16 protein-coding genes are annotated in these 17,658 nt (G+C 67.7%); 11 read left to right on the top strand and 5 right to left on the bottom strand.

All coding sequences use genetic code 11. The features are described 5' to 3' along the window. Positions 1-6 precede the first annotated feature (6 nt). The 6 genes from KV110_RS29655 to KV110_RS29630 all read left to right on the top strand — a co-directional run bounded on the left by KV110_RS29655 (position 7) and on the right by KV110_RS29630 (position 5,705). Entirely contained in the window at positions 7-456 is a 450-nt protein-coding gene (locus tag KV110_RS29655; RefSeq protein ID WP_218470496.1) for a GNAT family N-acetyltransferase, read from the top strand. A gap of 127 nt (positions 457-583) precedes the next feature. Continuing rightward, positions 584-2,701: a VWA domain-containing protein gene (locus KV110_RS29650; protein ID WP_423710099.1), complete on the top strand. Its 2,118-nt coding sequence runs from the start codon at positions 584-586 to the stop codon at positions 2,699-2,701. 24 nt (positions 2,702-2,725) lie between these two features. Then, a complete protein-coding gene (gene cobO, locus KV110_RS29645) occupies positions 2,726-3,340 on the top strand; it encodes a cob(I)yrinic acid a,c-diamide adenosyltransferase (RefSeq protein ID WP_218470494.1) in 615 nt (204 codons plus the stop codon). 31 nt (positions 3,341-3,371) lie between these two features. Further along, positions 3,372-4,766 carry a cobyrinic acid a,c-diamide synthase CobB gene (locus KV110_RS29640; RefSeq protein WP_218470493.1) on the top strand — a complete coding sequence of 465 codons (1,395 nt, stop codon included), beginning with the start codon at positions 3,372-3,374 and terminating at the stop codon, positions 4,764-4,766. Positions 4,767-4,837: 71 nt separating this feature from the next. Further along, on the top strand, positions 4,838-5,203 hold the full coding sequence (locus KV110_RS29635; RefSeq protein ID WP_246634068.1) for a cobalamin biosynthesis protein: 366 nt from the start codon (positions 4,838-4,840) through the stop codon (positions 5,201-5,203). A 133-nt stretch (positions 5,204-5,336) separates the two neighbouring features. Continuing rightward, positions 5,337-5,705, top strand: coding sequence for a VOC family protein (locus tag KV110_RS29630; protein ID WP_246634067.1), 369 nt, complete (start codon positions 5,337-5,339; stop codon positions 5,703-5,705). Between the two features lies 1 nt (position 5,706). On the opposite strand, the gene KV110_RS29625 is transcribed toward KV110_RS29630, so the two are convergent. Together KV110_RS29625 and KV110_RS29620 are read right to left on the bottom strand one after the other, a co-directional pair. Further along, positions 5,707-6,804 (bottom strand): Rv3169 family protein, encoded by a 1,098-nt coding sequence (locus tag KV110_RS29625; protein ID WP_218470491.1) that lies wholly within the window; start codon positions 6,802-6,804, stop codon positions 5,707-5,709. Positions 6,805-6,813: 9 nt separating this feature from the next. Beyond that, positions 6,814-7,944 (bottom strand): phosphotransferase family protein, encoded by a 1,131-nt coding sequence (locus tag KV110_RS29620; protein WP_218470490.1) that lies wholly within the window; start codon positions 7,942-7,944, stop codon positions 6,814-6,816. Positions 7,945-8,357: 413 nt separating this feature from the next. Between KV110_RS29620 and KV110_RS29615 the strand changes: the two genes are divergently transcribed. Together KV110_RS29615 and KV110_RS29610 are read left to right on the top strand one after the other, a co-directional pair. After that, positions 8,358-9,650 (top strand): DoxX family protein, encoded by a 1,293-nt coding sequence (locus KV110_RS29615; protein ID WP_246634066.1) that lies wholly within the window; start codon positions 8,358-8,360, stop codon positions 9,648-9,650. Positions 9,651-9,801: 151 nt separating this feature from the next. Continuing rightward, complete coding sequence (locus KV110_RS29610; RefSeq protein ID WP_246634065.1) at positions 9,802-11,193, top strand: DoxX family protein; 1,392 nt, start codon at positions 9,802-9,804, stop codon at positions 11,191-11,193. Positions 11,194-11,259: 66 nt separating this feature from the next. Here KV110_RS29610 and KV110_RS29605 read toward each other — a convergent pair whose 3' ends face one another. Both KV110_RS29605 and KV110_RS29600 read right to left on the bottom strand, forming a co-directional pair. Beyond that, positions 11,260-12,219, bottom strand: coding sequence for an isopenicillin N synthase family dioxygenase (locus tag KV110_RS29605; protein ID WP_218470488.1), 960 nt, complete (start codon positions 12,217-12,219; stop codon positions 11,260-11,262). Beyond that, complete coding sequence (locus KV110_RS29600) at positions 12,216-12,662, bottom strand: nucleoside deaminase (RefSeq protein ID WP_218479056.1); 447 nt, start codon at positions 12,660-12,662, stop codon at positions 12,216-12,218. Before KV110_RS29600 ends, KV110_RS29605 begins: the two co-directional genes overlap by 4 nt. Before the next feature lie 332 nt (positions 12,663-12,994). Here KV110_RS29600 and KV110_RS29595 point away from each other — a divergent pair, with 332 nt between their 5' ends. The 3 genes from KV110_RS29595 to KV110_RS29585 all read left to right on the top strand — a co-directional run bounded on the left by KV110_RS29595 (position 12,995) and on the right by KV110_RS29585 (position 17,206). Beyond that, positions 12,995-14,365: a DoxX family protein gene (locus KV110_RS29595; protein WP_218470487.1), complete on the top strand. Its 1,371-nt coding sequence runs from the start codon at positions 12,995-12,997 to the stop codon at positions 14,363-14,365. A gap of 126 nt (positions 14,366-14,491) precedes the next feature. After that, positions 14,492-15,697, top strand: a complete 1,206-nt coding sequence (cobA, locus tag KV110_RS29590) for a uroporphyrinogen-III C-methyltransferase (RefSeq protein WP_218479054.1) — start codon at positions 14,492-14,494, stop codon at positions 15,695-15,697. A gap of 48 nt (positions 15,698-15,745) precedes the next feature. Then, the gene (locus KV110_RS29585) at positions 15,746-17,206 is read left to right on the top strand and encodes an MFS transporter (protein ID WP_218479053.1); all 1,461 of its coding nucleotides are present in this window, start codon (positions 15,746-15,748) and stop codon (positions 17,204-17,206) included. A 27-nt stretch (positions 17,207-17,233) separates the two neighbouring features. Here the strand turns inward: KV110_RS29585 and KV110_RS29580 are convergent, their stop codons facing one another. Continuing rightward, positions 17,234-17,647 (bottom strand): PPOX class F420-dependent oxidoreductase, encoded by a 414-nt coding sequence (locus KV110_RS29580; RefSeq protein ID WP_218470486.1) that lies wholly within the window; start codon positions 17,645-17,647, stop codon positions 17,234-17,236. Positions 17,648-17,658: the final 11 nt, after the last annotated feature.

The following is a 17,658-nucleotide window of genomic DNA, read 5'->3' as shown; positions in this document are numbered from 1 at the left end:
CAGGCGATGATGTCAACGGTTGCTCTCAAACGGTCATGGGCGTTGGATCTGGACAACGCCACCCTCTATCAGCTGTTGAAACTTCGCGTCGAAGTCTTTGTCGTCGAGCAGAAGTGCGCGTATCCGGAATTGGACGGGCTGGACCTGTTGCCGGAGACCCGGCACTTCTGGCTCGATGACGAGGGCGAGGTGATCGCGACGCTGCGATTGCTCGAGGAGCACCAGGACGGTGTGAAGAATTTCCGCATCGGCAGGCTCTGCACCGCCGTCCCGGCGCGCGGCCACGGCTACACCACGCGCCTGCTGCAGGCCGCGCTGGCGGAGGTCGGCGAGGCGACCGTGCGGTTGAACGCGCAGACCTATCTGGTCGACATGTACGCCAAGCACGGGTTCAAGCCGGACGGCGAGGAATTCGAGGACGACGGGATCCTGCACATTCCCATGCGCAAGGGGTGATCGCCGGACCAGCTGTTCGTTGCCGCCCTCGTCGCAGACATGCGGCGAGGGCGGTTTCGCGTTCGGCGGTGATCTCCAGGGCACCGTCGGCGGGCCGCGCGAGCGCGCATAGAGTTGGGGCGTGTCCCTGTCCCATGCCGAAACCGCGCCGTCGTCCCACTCGCTGACCGGATCACGTACCCGTCCGGCCGACGCCGAGGCGGGTTTTCCGTTCTCCGCCGTAGTCGGTCAGGAGCGCCTGCAACTGGCGCTGATTCTGTGCGCGGTGCATCCCGGTATCGGCGGTGTGCTGGTGCGCGGCGAGAAGGGCACCGCGAAATCGACCGTGGTGCGCGCGCTGGCGCAATTGCTGCCGCCGGTGGTGGACGAGACCGGGGCGCGGCCAGCGCGACTGGTGGAACTGCCCGTCGGCGCCACCGAAGACCGTGTCGTCGGCTCGCTGGACCTCGAACGGGTGCTGCGCGACGGCGAGCAGGCATTCCGGCCCGGTCTGCTGGCCGCCGCGCACCACGGCGTGCTCTATGTGGACGAGGTCAACCTGCTGCACGACCACCTGGTCGACGTGCTGCTCGACGCGGCGGCGATGGGACGGGTGCACATCGAGCGCGACGGCGTCTCGCATTCGCATCCGGCGCGATTCGTGCTCGTCGGCACGATGAATCCGGAGGAGGGCGAGCTGCGTCCGCAATTGCTGGACCGGTTCGGGCTCACCGTCGATGTGGCGGCCTCGCGGAATGTGGACGTGCGGATGGCGGTGGTGCGCCGTCGGCTCGACTACGAAGCCGATCCGGCCGGGTTCGCCGACCGCTACGCCGCCGCCGACCGGGCGGTGGCCGAGCGCATCCTCGGCGCTCGTGATCGGGTCGCGCAGGTGCTGCTCGATGATGCGGAGCTGCGCCGAATTGCCGCGCTGTGCGCCGCATTCGACGTGGATGGGATGCGGGCGGACCTGGTGGTCGCGCGGACCGCGACGGCGCACGCCGCGTGGCGTGGGGCGGACGCGGTCACCGAGGAGGACGTGCGCATCGCGGCCGAACTCGCACTGCCGCATCGGCGTCGGCGCGATCCGTTCGACGAGCCGGGCATCAGTGAGGACCAACTCGACGACGCGATGCGGGATGCCGCCGAGGAAGTGGCTCGCGAGGCCGAATCGAGTGGGGACGCCGACCAGCAGCGAGACCAGTCACCTGGGGACACAGATCAATTCGAACCGGACCAGGACCAGCCGTCCGAGGGCGCGGACGAGCCGAGCCGTGCTGACCGATCGGCAACCGACGCCGAAGACTTCGACGCCGATCAGGCACCTTCGTCGCCGCGCAGCGATACCGACCCGGACGACGACCCGGATTCCCCGCCCGACGGCCCCGGTGGCGGCCGGTCACCGAATGCTCGCGAAGGCCGAAGTGGCGCACCGGTTTCCGCCGCCGCCACCCCGCCGCGCTGGGAAGTGCCCGGCATCGGCGAAGGCGCCCCGGGCCGCCGCTCCCGAGCGGAGTCCCGGCACGGTCGGGTCGTTCGCCCCAACTCCGACACCGCCACCGGCCTGCACCTGCTCGGCACCATTTTCGCCGCCGCACCGCATCAGCGTTCCCGCGGTCGCGGCGACGGTCCGCTGAAGCTGGTCGCCGAGGATCTGCGGGGCGCGTATCGCGAAGGGCGGGAAGGCAATCTGGTCGTTTTCGTGGTCGACGCCTCCGGCTCGATGGCGGCCAGGGATCGGCTGTCCGCGGTCACCGGCGCCGTCGTCGCCCTGCTGCGCGACGCCTACCAGCGCCGCGACAAGGTCGCCGTCGTCACCGTGCGCGGCCAGGACGCCGAACTGGTTCTGCCGCCGACCTCGTCGGTCGATATCGCGGTGCGCCGCCTGTCGGGCATGCGCACCGGCGGCAAGACCCCGCTCGCCGCGGGTCTGCTGAAGGCCAGGGAGATCGTGCGGCGCGAGCGGGTCCGTGACCCGCGCCGTCGCCCGATGCTGGTGCTGCTCACCGACGGTCGCGCCACCGGCGGCGTCGACCCGGTCCCGCGGGCCAGGGCCGCTGCCACGCTGCTCGCGAACGACGCGGTCACCTCGATCGTGGTCGACTGCGAACGCGGCATGATCCGCCTCGGCCTGGCCGCCGAGCTGGCCCGTGAACTCCGCGGGGGATATCTGAGATTGGCTGAACTGACCGGAGATTCGGTCGCCGACGTGGTGCGTGCCGGTGCCGGGCGACCCGGTGGCGGTTCCGTGGTGCGCGCGGCGTGAACCGCGGACTGACAAGGAGATTCGATGCCTAAGGGCGTTCCGGAGACCGTGCCCGATGATGGGCTCACCACGCGGCAGCGGCGCAATCAGCCGGTACTCGCGGTGCATACGGGGCCGGGCAAGGGCAAGTCGACGGCGGCGTTCGGAATGGCGTTGCGGGCTTGGAACCAAGGTTTCGATGTGGCGGTGTTCCAGTTCGTGAAGAGCGCGAAGTGGAAGGTGGGGGAGGAGGCGGCTTTTCGCACCCTCGGCAGGTTGCACGAGGAAACCGGCGCGGGCGGCGCGGTCGAGTGGCACAAGATGGGCGAAGGCTGGTCCTGGACCCGCAAACCGGGCACCGACGAGGACCACGCCGCCGCCGCGCTCGCGGGCTGGCAGGAAATCGCCCGCCGCCTGCACGCCGAACAACACCGCTTCTACGTCCTCGACGAATTCACCTACCCCCTCAAATGGGGCTGGGTCGACCTCGACGAGGTCGTGGACACCCTGACCACCCGCCCCGGCAACCAGCACGTCGTCATCACCGGCCGCGATGCCCCCCGAGCGCTGATCGACGCCGCCGACCTGGTCACCGAAATGACCAAGCTCAAACACCCCATGGACGCGGGCCGCAAAGGCCAGCGAGGCATCGAATGGTGAACCCCCGCAATGCCACGCCATGGCGGTGCCGATGACCGCCGGTGTGCCTGCTGTGGTGATTGCCGCGCCCGCATCCGGGAGCGGAAAGACCACGGTGGCGACGGGGTTGATCGGGGCGTTGCGGCGGGTCGGGCATCGGGTCGCGCCGTTCAAGGTCGGGCCGGATTACATCGATCCGGGGTATCACGGGCTGGCCGCGGGGCGGCCGGGGCGCAACCTCGATCCGGTGCTCGTCGGCGCGGAACGTGTTGTGCCGCTGTACCAGCACGGTGCGCGGGACTGCGATGTCGCGGTGGTCGAGGGTGTGATGGGGCTGTTCGACGGCCGCATCGATGAGAACCATGCCGGACCGGTCGCCGAAGGGTCTACCGCGCAGGTCGCGAGTTTGCTCGGCGCGCCCGTCGTGCTGGTGGTCGACGCCAGGGGACACAGCCAGAGTTTGGCCGCATTGCTGCACGGCTTCGCCACTTTCGACAGTGGGATCCGGCTCGGCGGGGTGATCCTGAACCGGGTCGGGAGCGAACGGCACGATCAGGTATTGCGTGCGGCCTGCGACCGCGTCGGGCTCCCGGTACTCGGCTCGATGCCACGCATGACCGAATTGGAGGTGCCGTCACGGCATCTCGGGCTGATACCCGCCGTCGAGCACGGCACCGCCGCCACCGCCGCAGTAGCCGCGATGACGGATCTTGTTGCCGCGCATGTGGATCTGCACGCCATCGCAGCGCTGGCCCGCTCGACCGCCGCCGGTCCGCCCTGGGACCCGGTCGCGGCTGTCCGCGAAGCAGCCGTCGCGGACCGCCCGCTGATCGCCATGGCGGGCGGTCCCGCCTTCACCTTCGGTTACGCAGAGCACCGCGAACTGTTGACGGCGGCTGGTGCGGAAGTGGTGGTCTTCGATCCGCTGCGAGACGACTTACCCAGCGGAACATCAGGTTTGGTGTTGCCCGGCGGGTTCCCGGAAGAGCACGCCGCGGCGTTGGCGGCGAACTCCGCGCTGCTGACCGCGGTGGCCGAGCAGGCCAGGTGCGGACTGCCGGTACACGCGGAATGCGCGGGATTGCTCTATTTGACGCGCTCACTCGACGGATATCCCATGGCCGGAGTAATCGACGCCGACGCCGAGTTCGGCCCACGCCTGACCCTCGGCTACCGAGACGCGGTGGCGCTGACCGACTCTCCGCTGTGGCGAGCGGGGGAGCGTGTGCGTGGGCACGAATTCCATCGGACCCGCCTGACGACGGCGTCCACGGACATCCCGGCATGGGGGTGGCACGGCAGCGACGGCGCACGCGTCAGGGAGGGCGCGCTCGTCCACCGTGTCCACGCCTCTTACCTACACACCCATCCCGCCGGAAATCCCGAAGCCACCGGCCGTTTCGTCGCGGCAGCGGCAGAATTCGCTGGTGCTCATGCGAGTCACTGAGCGAATGCTCTCGCGCAGCCGGCGGGGTCGTGGGTCGCCGAAAAAAGAAGCCACTGGCGCTGAGGCGGCCGGTGCCTGATCTGGTCGTCGGCCTCGGCTTACGCCCCGATACTTCCGCCGAACGAATTGTGGCCGCCGTGCGGGAAGTACTCGGCGACAAGAAGATCCACTGCTTCGCGACCATCGACCGCCGGGCGGGCGAATCAGGTCTTCGCGCCGCGGCGGCCGAACTGAAGGTGCCGATTCGGACCTTCACCGCCGCAGAACTCGACGACGTCTCGGTGCCGAACCCGGACCCGCGAACAGCGGCCGCAGTCGGTACGTCGAGTGTCGCGGAGGCGGCCGCCGTCCTCGCGGCCGGAGGCGGCTCCCTGGTGGTCGCGAAACGTACCGCCCAAGGAGTAGTTGTCGCTGCGGCACAACCCATCCCGCGCTGATCGTTCCGTCGGTGGCCAATTGGCTAGGTGCCGCGGCAGTTGGCGAGCGCTCACCGGCCGACCACGGTGTCCTGAACCACCTGCGGGCTACGCGTGGTTACATGGCGGGGTGGATATCCGAGGAGTCGACAACGTGCTTGTTCCCGTCGGGGATCTGACCGCGGCGGTGGAGTTCTACGGAAACCGACTCGGGCTATCGGTGCGGTTCACGGTGCCGGAGCGGGGGATCGCCTTGTTCGGCGTCGCCGCGCAGACCCCGGGAATCATGGCGCTCGTGGATCCGGCTGCGGGACAGGGCACTCCGCCCGCGATGCGGGTGTGGTTCGAGGTCCCCGACGCGCAGGCCGCGGCCGCCGAACTCCACGAGCGCGGTGTCGACCTGCGCACCGCGCCCTTCGAGGTCGCCACCGGGTGGAGTGTGGAAGTGTCCGACCCGTGGGGCAATGTGATCGGGTTGACCGACTACAGCAAGCGCCCCGAACTGGCTCGTCCCGCGGTCTGACCTACGGCGCGACCGAATTCCAATCGGCGAAACCGGTGGGATCGTGGCGGCCGAGGCTGGCGTGTTCGAACAGACCCCAGCCCTCGGCCCCGCCGCATCGAGCACGGGCCACATGGTCGATGACGCCGTAGGGCGCGCGGGCGATGATGGCCGGGTCGGTGAGGTCGTACCGGCTCGACAACGACCAGTCGCGGCCCTTCCACTGCCCGTGCTGCCAGTCGGGATCGCCGCCGTAGCCGCAACCCACATGCAGCGGCACATTGGTGCCCGTGGTCACCTCGATCTCCAGCGGCTTGCCGTCCGGCGTGGTCAGTTCGAGCCGAGCGCCGACGGGAAGCCTGGTGCCGGAACGGTAGTCGATGGTGATGCGCGGCCAGCCGAGCTGTTCGGTGCGCCCGTCCGGCCAGATCCGCACGGCGTCGTTCAACGTGCGCCTGCCGTCCGGCTCCTCCTGCACGATGATCACGACCGCGAAATCGTCGAAGCGCAGCGGCACATACATCCACCAGAAGCCGCCGGACGGTTCGCTGGCCGCACGGCCAGGCGGTTCGCTCTCGCCGACCGGCCGGATGCCCCACGACCGATCCCTGGTACCGGTCCACACCGCCGGGTCGACGGCGATGTCGTCCCCGTCGACGTGCAACGTCCCCGCCCACGAGCCGAGCTGCGCGAACCGGCTCGCGTCGATGATCGGCCGGTTGCCCGCCAGGATCAGATGCGGTTGCTCCTGCACGGCGGGGAAGGCACCCGCCCAGGTCAGGTCGAAGGACAGGTCGTCGTGCTCGCAGATCACCCGGATCCGGTGCAGCGGTTCGAGCACCTCGATGCGGTAGCCGCCGACTCGCTGATCCAGACCGCGATCGCCGAGCGCGTCGGAGAAGCGGACGGTCCGCTGCACGTCGCCGCGCCGGACGGCGGCGTAGGCATCGGTCACCCCGAGGTTCGGGTACACCCCGAACCCGGTGATGAAGAAGGTGCCGCCGTCCCGGTTGTGGCCGTTGAAATAGCTTCTGTCGTAGAAGTTCCGGTCGCTACTGGCCACCCGGGCCAGCGACAGCCCGGTCTGATGAATTGGATACTCGTCCAAGGGAACTGGCATGGCTGACTCTCAATCCCATTCGTAGGTTCCGTCGAGCAGCCGTTCCAGGCTGGCTCGATGCATCACATAGTCGTCCCGGTCCGGGGTATCGGTGTCCTCGCCGAAATGGATCATCCGGCGCTTCACCCTGGCCATCACGATGCCGTGCCGCAGCGCGGCGTAGACGATGTACCAGTCCAGGTCGCGCACCGTATGACCGGACAGCTCTTCGTATTTCGCGACGACGTCGGCGCGCCGCAGAAAGTCCGGCAGACCCGGTTGGCCGAATCGGGTGGCGATGTCCTGGAAGAACCGGTGGATGAATATCACCCAGGCGACATCGAGTTCGCGCGGGCCCAGCGCGGCCATCTCCCAGTCCAAGACCGCGGCGGGTTCGAAGCCGCGATAGATGATGTTGCCCGGCCGCGCATCGCCCCAGCTGAGGACGTCCGGACCCGGGTCGGCGGGCCAATGCTCGTCGAGCCAGGCGAAAGCCCGCTCCAGCAGCGGGATCTCGTAACCGTCATCGGCCAGCGCCCAGCGATACCAGGCCTTCTGGGCTTCGACGTGCCTGCGCAGCGACTGGCCCGCACCGCGCAAGGCCGGGAATCGCATTGCCGGGTCCGGGATGTCGTGGATCTTCGCGATCACTTCGACGGTGTTGGCGGTGAGCAGCGCGCGTTCTTCCGGGCTCGCGTCGAACAGCCAGCCGATGAAGACATACGGCGGATTGTCCGTCGGCACTCGTCCGTCGACCCGCTTCATTACGAAAAACGGTGCGCCGAGCGGATTCTCGTCCTCTTCCAGCCAGCACAGCTCCGGCACCGGCACGTCGGTGTTCTCGGCGACTCCGGCCATCACCCTGTACTGGGTGACCAGATCGTATTTCTCGAACACCGGGAACGACCCGGCCTCCGGTGCCATCCTGGCGACGAACGCCCCGCTCTCATGCCGCCCGTCCACGCTCCACTCGGCGTCGAACAAGATGGTCGTGCTCGACATTCCGCCCGACTGCGGCCGCGAGAGCCCGGAGACCTTCGGCGGATGATCGGCGGAGACCTTCGAATCCAGCCAACGCGCCAAGTCCTCGGCGAGCACGTCGAGATCACGTTCGCTGACGGTCAGCTGCTGCCGCTCGGCGGGATCCGGATCGTCGGCCATCGTTGTCCTCCTGACGCCATGAAACGCGGGCGCGCCACGGCACAGCCCACATCGGCGGCGATGCGCCGCTATACGCGACAGTAACGCGTTCCAGTCGGGCCGCGGGCGGAAAACGATCGAGGTCGCCGAACCCGCTCACTGTGCGGAACCGGCCCTTGACATGCGAGTACTTAGCCTGGGCGACGCCTGGCACGAGTGGCCGGGTGGTGCTAGCACGTACGACTGAATGGGGAGGAAAAGACCGGGGATTTCCTGGAGGCCGACCAACCCCTCGCGTCGATACCGTTTGCGCCCGTGGAGTGTTCGGCGGAAGAGGGGTCATTGTGAGTGCTGTCAGTGCAGAGTCGGTCGATCGGCGGAGAGTCACCGAAGCCAGTGACGTCGGTGAGACCACGAACGCGAGATGGAACCCGTTGACCCGCATCGCATTCCGGTTCAGTTTCACCTATTTCGGCCTGTTCTGCCTGATCTTTCCGCAGTTCCTCTTCGTCTATTCCGGAGTTCTCGGCGAGAATCTTCCGGAGACGGCCATCCTTGGGCTTCTCTATCAGTTCAGTCCGGTATTCGAATGGGTCGGCCGGCACGTCTTCGATGCCGACGTTGCGCTGCACTTGGATTCGGGCAGCGGTGACCAGGCGATCATCTGGGTCTTCGTATTCAGCGTCCTGGTGATTGCCCTCGCGGCGACCATTGCGTGGACGGTATCGGACAGACGCCGCCCGAATTACCAGCGGTTGAATGCCTGGTTCCTGCTCTTCCTGCGACTGGCCTTGGGCGGGCAGATGCTCTGGTACGGGATGGGCAAGGTGATTCCGACCCAGATGCCCCTACCGTCGCTGACGACGCTGCTCACACCGTACGGAGACTTCACGCCGATAACGGTTCTTTGGTCCCAGGTGGGCACTTCCCCCGTCTACGAGATCTTGCTCGGTGCCGCGGAGGTGTTCGGCGGGCTGCTGCTCTTCCTGCCGCGGACTGCGACGCTGGGTGCGATGGTGAGCCTGGTGAGCATGGCGCAGGTGTTCATCTTGAACATGACCTTCGATGTGCCGGTGAAGATTCTCTCCGGTCATCTCATGCTGATCTCGCTGGTATTGCTCGCACCTCAGGCCCGGCGGTTGGCGAATATTCTTGTGCTGCAGCGCCCGTCGGAACCCGCCGAGCAACCCGAACCGTTCCGCTCGCGACGCGTCCGCCGGATCGCGGTAGGCCTGCAAGCTGTGCTCGGCGTCTGGGTGCTGCTCGGTGCGACCCAGGAGGGCCTGCAGTTCTGGCGTGAAGGCGACGGCGCACCGCGGCCGCCGCTGTACGGGATCTGGACGGTGTCGGAGTTCACCCAGGACGGTCAGCCGCTCCCTCCGTTGACCACTGACGAGAACCGTTGGCAGCGAGTAGTTTTCGATGTGGGTGGGATGGCGTATCAGAAGATGGACGGTGGTTTGGTCCATGTCGTCGGTGCGGTCGATACCGCGGCACATACGATCACCGTGTCGGAGGCGAACATCGTGGCGGGGCCGGTCCAGCGGGTATCGGCCGAGCCGACCCAGATCGGTACCTTCACCTTTGCCCAATCCGCGCCGGATCGGCTACGACTCGAAGGCCAATTCAAAGGACACGCGGTGACCGTATCCCTGGAGCAGGTGGATATCGATAGCTTCCCCTTGCGCAGCGGCGGCTTTCATTGGGTCCAGGAGTATCCCCGCTGACCCGGTCTGCCGACGCTGGTCCCTGCTCGGCTAGTTGTGCGCCGCAAGGCAAAAGCCTCAGTGCATACGACTCACGGATGACGGGAAAATCGGGGAGTTCCTGGATGCGGCGCTGTGCCCTGCGACCATACCGTCGGTGCAGGTAGATCCGGTGGAGAAGAGGGGCGATGTGAACGCGGTCGATACGGAGCCAGTGAAAACGGACCGCGCCGCCCCCGCGCTGAGCACCGCGGCCACCTCGACGTGGAACCTGGCGACCCGCTTCGCCTTCCAGTTCTCCTTCGTCTATTTCATCGTGTTCTGCCTGGTGTTCGGCCTGCCGCGGGTGTACGCGGGGATCTTCCAAACCAAGCTTCCGGACTGGACGAACCAGGGTTTGCTGGAGCCGCTGAGTCCGATCATGGCCTGGGTCGGGCGGCAGGTGTTCGGCGTGGACGTCGCGCTACGCGAGTCGGGTAGCGGTGACCAGGCGATCATCTGGGTCTTCGTGTTCTGCAACCTGGTGGTCGCCCTCGTGGCGGCCGCGCTGTGGGCCGTGCTGGACCGGCGGCGGCCGAACTATCAGACGCTGCATGCCTGGTTCCTGCTCGTCATCCGGCTCTGCCTAGCGGGGACGATGCTCGTGTACGGGCTGGCGAAGGCTATTCCGCTGCAGATGCCCGAGCCGCCGCTGACGGCCTTGCTCACGCCGTACGGGAACTTCACGCCGATGAGGGTCCTGTGGCTACAGGTCGGCAGCTCTCCGGTCTACGAGATGCTGCTCGGTTTCGCGGAAGTGCTTGCCGGAGTGTTGCTGTTCCTCCCGCGGACCGCCACGCTCGGTGCGCTGCTGAGTCTGGTGAGCATGGCGCAGGTGTTCATCCTGAACATGACCTTCGGTGTGCCGGTGAAGATTCTGGCATTTCACCTGGTGCTGCTGTCGCTGGTGTTGCTGGCACCGCAGGCGCGCAAGCTGGCGAATGTCCTTGTGCTGCAACGACCGACCGGTCCTGCCGCGCAACCGGATCCGTTCCGAACGCGTCGTGTCCGATTGATCGCGGTGGGCCTGCAGGTCGCGCTCGGCGCGTGGGCAATACTCGGCCTCGTCCCGCAGAATCTGAAGAACTGGAATGAATCCGGGGGCGGTGCGCCGAAACCGCCGTTGTACGGAATCTGGTCGGTGTCGGAATTCAGCCAGGACGGTCAGCCGCTTCCGCCGCTGATCACCGATCAGAATCGTTGGCAGCGGGTGATTTTCGATGTCGGCGCGATGACGTACCAGAAAATGGACGGCAGTTTGGTGCATGCGATCGGTGCGGTCGACAGCGAGGCGCACACGATCACCGTGTCGGAGGCGACCACCGGTGCGGGGCCGGTCCAAATGGTGCGGCCCGAGCCGAAACAGATCGCCACTTTCACCTTCACCCAGCCTGCGCCGGACCGGTTACGACTCGACGGTCAACTCAACGGCCACGCCGTCACGTTGTCGCTGGAGCAAGTGGACCTCGACAGCTTCCGGTTGCGCAGCACCGAGTTCCGCTGGGTCCAGGACTACCCCCGCTAGTCCGAAGCTCGCCGCATCCCTGACTTCCCGCCCGCGGAACCGCCTTCGTGCGGAAGTCGGGGAGTGTCAGCCGACGGTGATGGCATCCAAGCGGGTGCGCAGGAATTCGGCGGAGACAACCGGTGGTCGGCCGGTCACGCGGCCGATCGGGGGTTCGAGTGGCGTGACGACGGCATCGTGGTCGAGTTCGTAGAAATAGATCAGCGACACCAGGTCCTCTTCGGGCGCTTCCGCCTGCGGTGGCAGCACCCGATGCCGTCCGGACGGCCAGCGCTCCCCGCTCCAATAGGCAAGCAGGTCACCGATGTTCACCGTCATGGCGGCGGGATCGTATGGCGCGTCGGCCCAACCCGTCTCCTCGGTGAAGACCTGTAAACCGCCCGCACCCGGTTCGCGGTCCAGCACGGTGACGGTGCCGAAATCGGTGTGCGGCCCGATCCGGAACTGGCCGGGCTCCGGGGTGCCGACCTCGGTCATGGGTGGGTAGTGGTTGATGTTGCAGGTCCAGGTGGGGCGGCTGGCCATGTCCTGGAAAGGGTTGGCGGGCAGGCGAAGTGCGGCCGCGAACAGAGCGAGCAGTTCATCGGACAGGGTGTGCACGGCGGCGGTGTAGGCGGTCACCGACTCGCGCAGCTCGAGCACCTCGTCCGGCCACACATTGGGCAGGAACCAGACATCGTCGACGCGCGGGTCGCCGATCGCGGTGTCCGCGCCGACCGCGAAGGTCTCTTTCAGATCGGGCGGCGTCTCGGTGCCCTCCGCATAACCGTTGGCCTCCTTGCCCGGCCCGATCCACCCGCGCCCGCCGACCGTGACGGCGTACTTTTCCTTCACTGAATCCGGCAGCGCGAAGAAGCGCCGAGCCGCGGCACGCACCTGCCCGGCCAGCTTCTCCGGCACGCCGTGCCCGTACACCAGCAGGAACCCGGCGCGCCGCAAGCCCTCGTCCACCTCGTGCTCGACCTCGGCCGCCGCCGTGCCGCCGGCCCGCCAGCGGGCCAGGTCGATCGATGCGATCGCGCTCATTCGGCCTCGATTTCGTCCGCGACGCCGATGTCTTCGTGCCACAGCGCGGGATGGTCGGCGATGAACGTGCTCATCATCTCGATACAGCTCTGGTCGTCGAGGACGGTCACCGCGACGCCGTTCTCGGCCAGCCAGTCGTGCCCACCGTGGAAGGTCTGCGATTCGCCGACGATGACCGAGCCGATGCCGAACTGGCGGACCAGACCGCTGCAGTACCAGCACGGCGACAGCGTGGTCACCATGATTGTCGAACCGTAATCGCGGCGGCGGCCTGCGGCGCGAAAGGCATCGGTTTCGGCGTGGATGCTGGGATCGCCGGACTGCACGCGGCGGTTGTGGCCGCGACCGAGCAGCGTGCCGTCGGCGGCGAACAGGGCCGCGCCGATCGGAATGCCGCCCTCGGCGAGCCCGCGCATGGCTTCGTCGTATGCCACCTCGAGCAGTTGTCGTGCCGATATTGCCTGCGTCATGGGTCAAGCCTGCAAGGGAACCATCCCGTCCGCAACGTACGGATCGTCCGCACCCACGACAAACCCGCACGGCGGGGACGGCCTGCCGCGCCGGACAGGTGATGATCGCCACGCCGAACTTTCGTCATCGCCAGGCCGATACGGCTGAAACCCCATGTGGCGAAGCGGGTCCGGCCGGTCGGGACCCCCAATTCTGGTGCCTCCGAAGGCAGGGGCACCGGTTTTTCCGTGTTCGCCCAGCAGGCCGTTCGGTCTAGATTTGCTGGCCGCACGGGAGTTTCGGGTTGGTGGAGAGGTTGGGCGTAGTGGCAACGATGGTGACGGACGTGGTCCGGCCCGACTCCGCGACGGAGGTACCGGCTGAGTGGCGGCCGGTAACGCGGGTGCTGTTCCGGTTCGCGTTCGTCTACTTCGGCATCGCGGTGGCCGGGCAGTGGTTGTTTCTCAAGCTGTTCGGCTCGCTGGGGGTGCCACATGAGTGGGTGCAGGAGGTCGGCAACGCGTGGTCGCTTCGCCTGCCGAGCGACTGGGTGGCCGAGCATGTCCTGCGGCTGGACAAGCCGCTGAGCTGGGCCGAGACCGGCAGCAGCGACACGGCCGCGAACTGGGTTTCGGCGTTCACCTGGCTGCTCGTCGCGGCGGTGGCCACGGCGGTGTGGTCGGCCGTCGATCGACGGCGGCCGAACCATGCGGTGCTGAACGAATGGTTCCGGCTGCTGCTCCGATTCTCGCTGGCGACCTCGCTGCTGCTGTACGGGATGGTCAAGGTGTTGCCGTCGCAGATGTCGTTCGAATTGCAGCGGCTCGTCGAGCCCTTCGGCGACATGAGCCCGATGGGGCTGCTGTGGGCGCAGACGGCGGCGTCGGAGCCCTACGAGATCGCGCTCGGCCTCGCCGAGGTCACCGCCGCCCTGCTGCTGCTCGTGCCGCTCACCGCGACGGCGGGTGCGCTGCTCGCGCTGGTGGTCGGTCTGCAAGTGCTGTTGCTCAACCTCACCTATGACGTGCCGGTCAAGCTGTACGCGCTGCATCTGCTGCTATTGGCGATTGTCCTGGTCATGCCCGAAGTACGCAGGCTTGCCCTGTTTCTCGCGGGCCGACGCGTCGATGCCGTGGTGCGGCGCCCGCTGTTCGCGAAGGCGCGATGGAATCGGGTGGCGCGCGTCATTCAGGTGATGCTCGCGCTCTGGTTCGTCTTCACCATCTTCACCGACGCACTGGAAGCGTGGCAGCGCTACGGCAACGCCCGGCCCAAGTCGCCGCTCTACGGCATCTGGAACGTCACCGAATACTCCCTCGCCGGACAGGATCTGCCCGCCCTGGTCACCAGCAACGAGCAGCCCCGTCCCGCGAGCGCCATCGCGACCGAGCGCCTCCGCCGCGTCATCTTCGACAACCCCGTCTCGGTGACCGTCCAGCGGATGGACGATTCGCTGGTCACCTTCCCTGGAACCGTCGACACCGACCAGCACACGGTGACCATCGCCCAGGACATGGCGGGCAAGTTCAAGTTCGGCACGTTCTCCTTCCAACGGCCGGAACCGAACAGGCTGATCCTGGACGGCCAGCTCGGCGGCCGCCCGGTGCGCATGCGTCTCGAGCTGCTCGACCTCGACCGTTTTCCGCTGGTCGAGCGCGGCTTCCACTGGGTCCAGGAGGCGCCGTACCGGCGGTAGCCGAGTCGATTGCCGTCACACCGGACACAGGCCGTAGGCTCGAAAATTGTGCCGAACACGTCAGACCCCACCGCCGACCAGGCGGTATCCCACCCCGCCGCACCGAACGAGGGCGACCCGAACTACCTGGTCGGGCTCGATCTCGACGGCCGCCGCGTCGTCGTGGTCGGCGGCGGCACCGTGGCGCAGCGCAGGCTCGGACTGCTGATCGCCTCCGGCGCGGACGTGCACGTGGTGAGCCGCGAAGTCACCCCGGCGGTCGAGGGGATGGCGACGTCCGGGCAGATCACCGTCACGCTGCGGGCCTACGCGGACGGCGACCTGGACGGCGCGTGGTACGCGATCGCCTGCACCGACGAACCGGAGACCAACGCGGCGGTGGTCGAGGAGGCCACCCGGCGGCGGATCTTCTGCGTGCGCGCCGACATCGCACGGCTCGGTACTGCGGTCACCCCGGCGACCGCACGCTACGACGGCATCACCCTCGGTGTCCTGGCCGGCGGCCAGCACCGGCGCTCGGCCGCGGTGCGCAACGCGCTGTTGGAGGCCATGCAATCCGGTGTGGTGACCGATGATTCGACACCGATCACCCCGGGCGTCGCGCTGGTCGGCGGCGGCCCCGGCGATCCGGACCTGATCACGGTGCGCGGGCGACGGCTGCTCGGCCGCGCGAACCTGGTGGTCGCCGACCGGCTCGCCCCGCCGGAACTCCTGGCCGAACTCGGCCCCGACGTCGAGGTGATCGACGCGGCGAAAATTCCCTACGGCCGGGCGATGGCCCAGGACGCGATCAATGCCGCACTGATCGAAGGGGCCAAGGCAGGCAAGTTCGTGGTCCGCCTCAAGGGTGGCGACCCGTACGTATTCGGCCGCGGCTTCGAAGAACTCGAGGCCTGCGTCGACGCGGGCATACCGGTGACCGTGGTGCCCGGCATCACCAGCCCGATCTCAGTACCGGCCGCGGCCGGAATCCCGGTCACCCACCGCGGCGTCACCCACGAATTCGTGGTGGTGAGCGGCCACGTCGCCCCCGACCACCCGGATTCCCTGGTCGACTGGGCGGCCTTGGCCCGCCTGCGTGGCACGATCGTGTTGATGATGGCCGTCGAGCGCATCGAGCAGTTCGCCACGGTGCTCATCGAAGGCGGCCGCCCCGCGAACACCCCGGCCACCGTCATCCAGGAAGGCACCATGCGCACCCAACGGGTCCTGCGCGCCGACCTCGGCACCGTCGCCGCCCGGGTCCGCGACGAAGGGATTCGCCCACCCGCCATCGTGGTCATCGGCCCCACAGCGGGCTTCTCGGCGGACAGCGCGGCAGAAACGACCTAGGCCAATCGTTTACAGTGGCTCACTGTGCTCCAGAATCCCGCTGCGACGATGCAGTATCCGATGAAGCAGCGGGCCTTCGGGCTCGCCATCCTGGTGCTGAGCGGGCTGCAACTCATGGTGGTGCTCGACGGCACCGTGGTGATCTTCGCCTTGCCTCGGCTGCAGGAAGAAATGGGGCTGACCAGCGCGGGTAGCGCCTGGACAGTGACCTCCTACGGCCTCACCTTCGCCGGGCTGATGCTGCTCGGCGGACGGCTGGGCGACGCGTTCGGGCGCAAGCGGATGCTGATCATCGGCGTCGGGTTGTTCACCTTCGCCTCGCTGCTGTGCGGACTGGCGCAGAACGAAGCCATGCTGCTCGCCGCGCGCGCCATCCAGGGCGCGGGCGCGGCCATCGCGGCGCCGACCGCATTCGCCCTCGTGGCAACGACTTTCGCGCCAGGCAAGGCGCGTAACCAGGCCATCGCGATCGTCGGTTCGATGGTCGGTATCGGATCGGTCGGCGGCTTGGTCGTCGGCGGCGCGCTGACCCAGGTGTCCTGGCGCTGGATCTTTCTCATCAATGTGCCGATCGGTGCGCTGATCATCCTCGGCGCGATCTACAAACTCGCCGACACCGCCCACCACCGGTCACCGCTGGACGTGCGCGGCGCCGTGCTGGGCACGCTCGCCTGCGCCGCCATCGTGTTCGGCGCTACCGAGGGACCGGAGATGGGCTGGGACAACCCGGCGATCATCGGTTCGCTGGTGGGTGGCGCGGTGCTGCTCGTCGTCTTCGTGTTCATGGAACGGCGGGTGCCCGATCCGCTGCTGCCGTGGTCGCTGTTCGACAGCCGCGATCGCGTCGCGACCTTCCTGCTGATCTTCCTGGCCGGTGGCGTGCTGGGCGCGATGACGTTCTTCGTCGCGCAGTTCCTGCAGAACGTGATCGGGTATAGCCCGCTGCAGGCGGGTGTCGCGGCCATTCCGTTCACCATCGGCATCGGCATCGGTGGCGCGGTGGCTTCCAAGGCCGCCATGTTCGTCGCGCCGCGCTGGCTGCTGGCCGGTGCGGCGACCGTGCTCGGTATCGGTCTGCTGTTCGGGGCGACGCTCGACGGTGGCGTGCAGTACCTGACGACGCTGCTGCCGCTGCTCGTGGTGATCGGTTTCGGCGTCGGCATGGCGATGGTGCTCGCGCCGCTATGTGTGCTCGTCGGGGTGTCCGCGGAGAACATCGGGCCGCTGTCCGCGGTGGGGCAGATGTTCATGAACCTGGCGACGCCGGTGGCCATCGGCCTGCTCAGTCCGATCGCGGCGTCGCGCACGCTGTCGCTCGGCGGGCGGACCGGCAAGGTGACCGATATGACCGCGACCGAGGTCGCCGCGCTGGGCAGCGGCTACACGCTGGTGCTCTTCGTGTGCGCGATCGTCGCGTTCGTGGCCGGTCTGATCGCGCTGACGGTGCGGTTCACGCCGCAGGAGCTCGCACAGGCGCAGCACGCGCAGGAAGAGGCCCAGCAGGCGTGAGCCTGCCGGGCCGTCGGATCAACGAGCTCAGAGGCGGCCTGCGACCTTGCGTGGCGTGACCCGCACGATGACCCGCGGGCCGTCGTGCACGGATGCCGGGTTGAAGTCCAGGTATTTCTGACCGGTGTATTTCATCGACAGCTCGTCCGGCAGCGTCTTGTCCGGGTCCGGCGTGAGCGTCGCGGTCCCGCGGATCTCCGCGTAGGTGTACGGGTTGTCCGGCGGGTTGATCATTACGGTGATCCGTGGGTCGCGCGCCAGGTTTTTGCCCTGCTGGCGATCGGTGGTGGTGGAGAACAGCAGATCGTCGCCGTCGCGCTTCAGCCAGATGACGGTCAGGTGTGGTTGCCCGTTGGGGCCGACCGTGGCCACGGTCGCGAACACCTTCGACTCGTCCAGATACTTCTTCAGATCCGCGGAAAGCTCAGCAGTATCGGTCACGCACAACTGGA

Source organism: Nocardia iowensis (assembly GCF_019222765.1).
In the GTDB taxonomy this organism is placed as follows: Bacteria; Actinomycetota; Actinomycetes; order Mycobacteriales; family Mycobacteriaceae; genus Nocardia; species Nocardia iowensis.
Note: the sequence above shows the minus strand (reverse complement) of the source record. Positions and strands in the feature narration are given on the sequence as shown.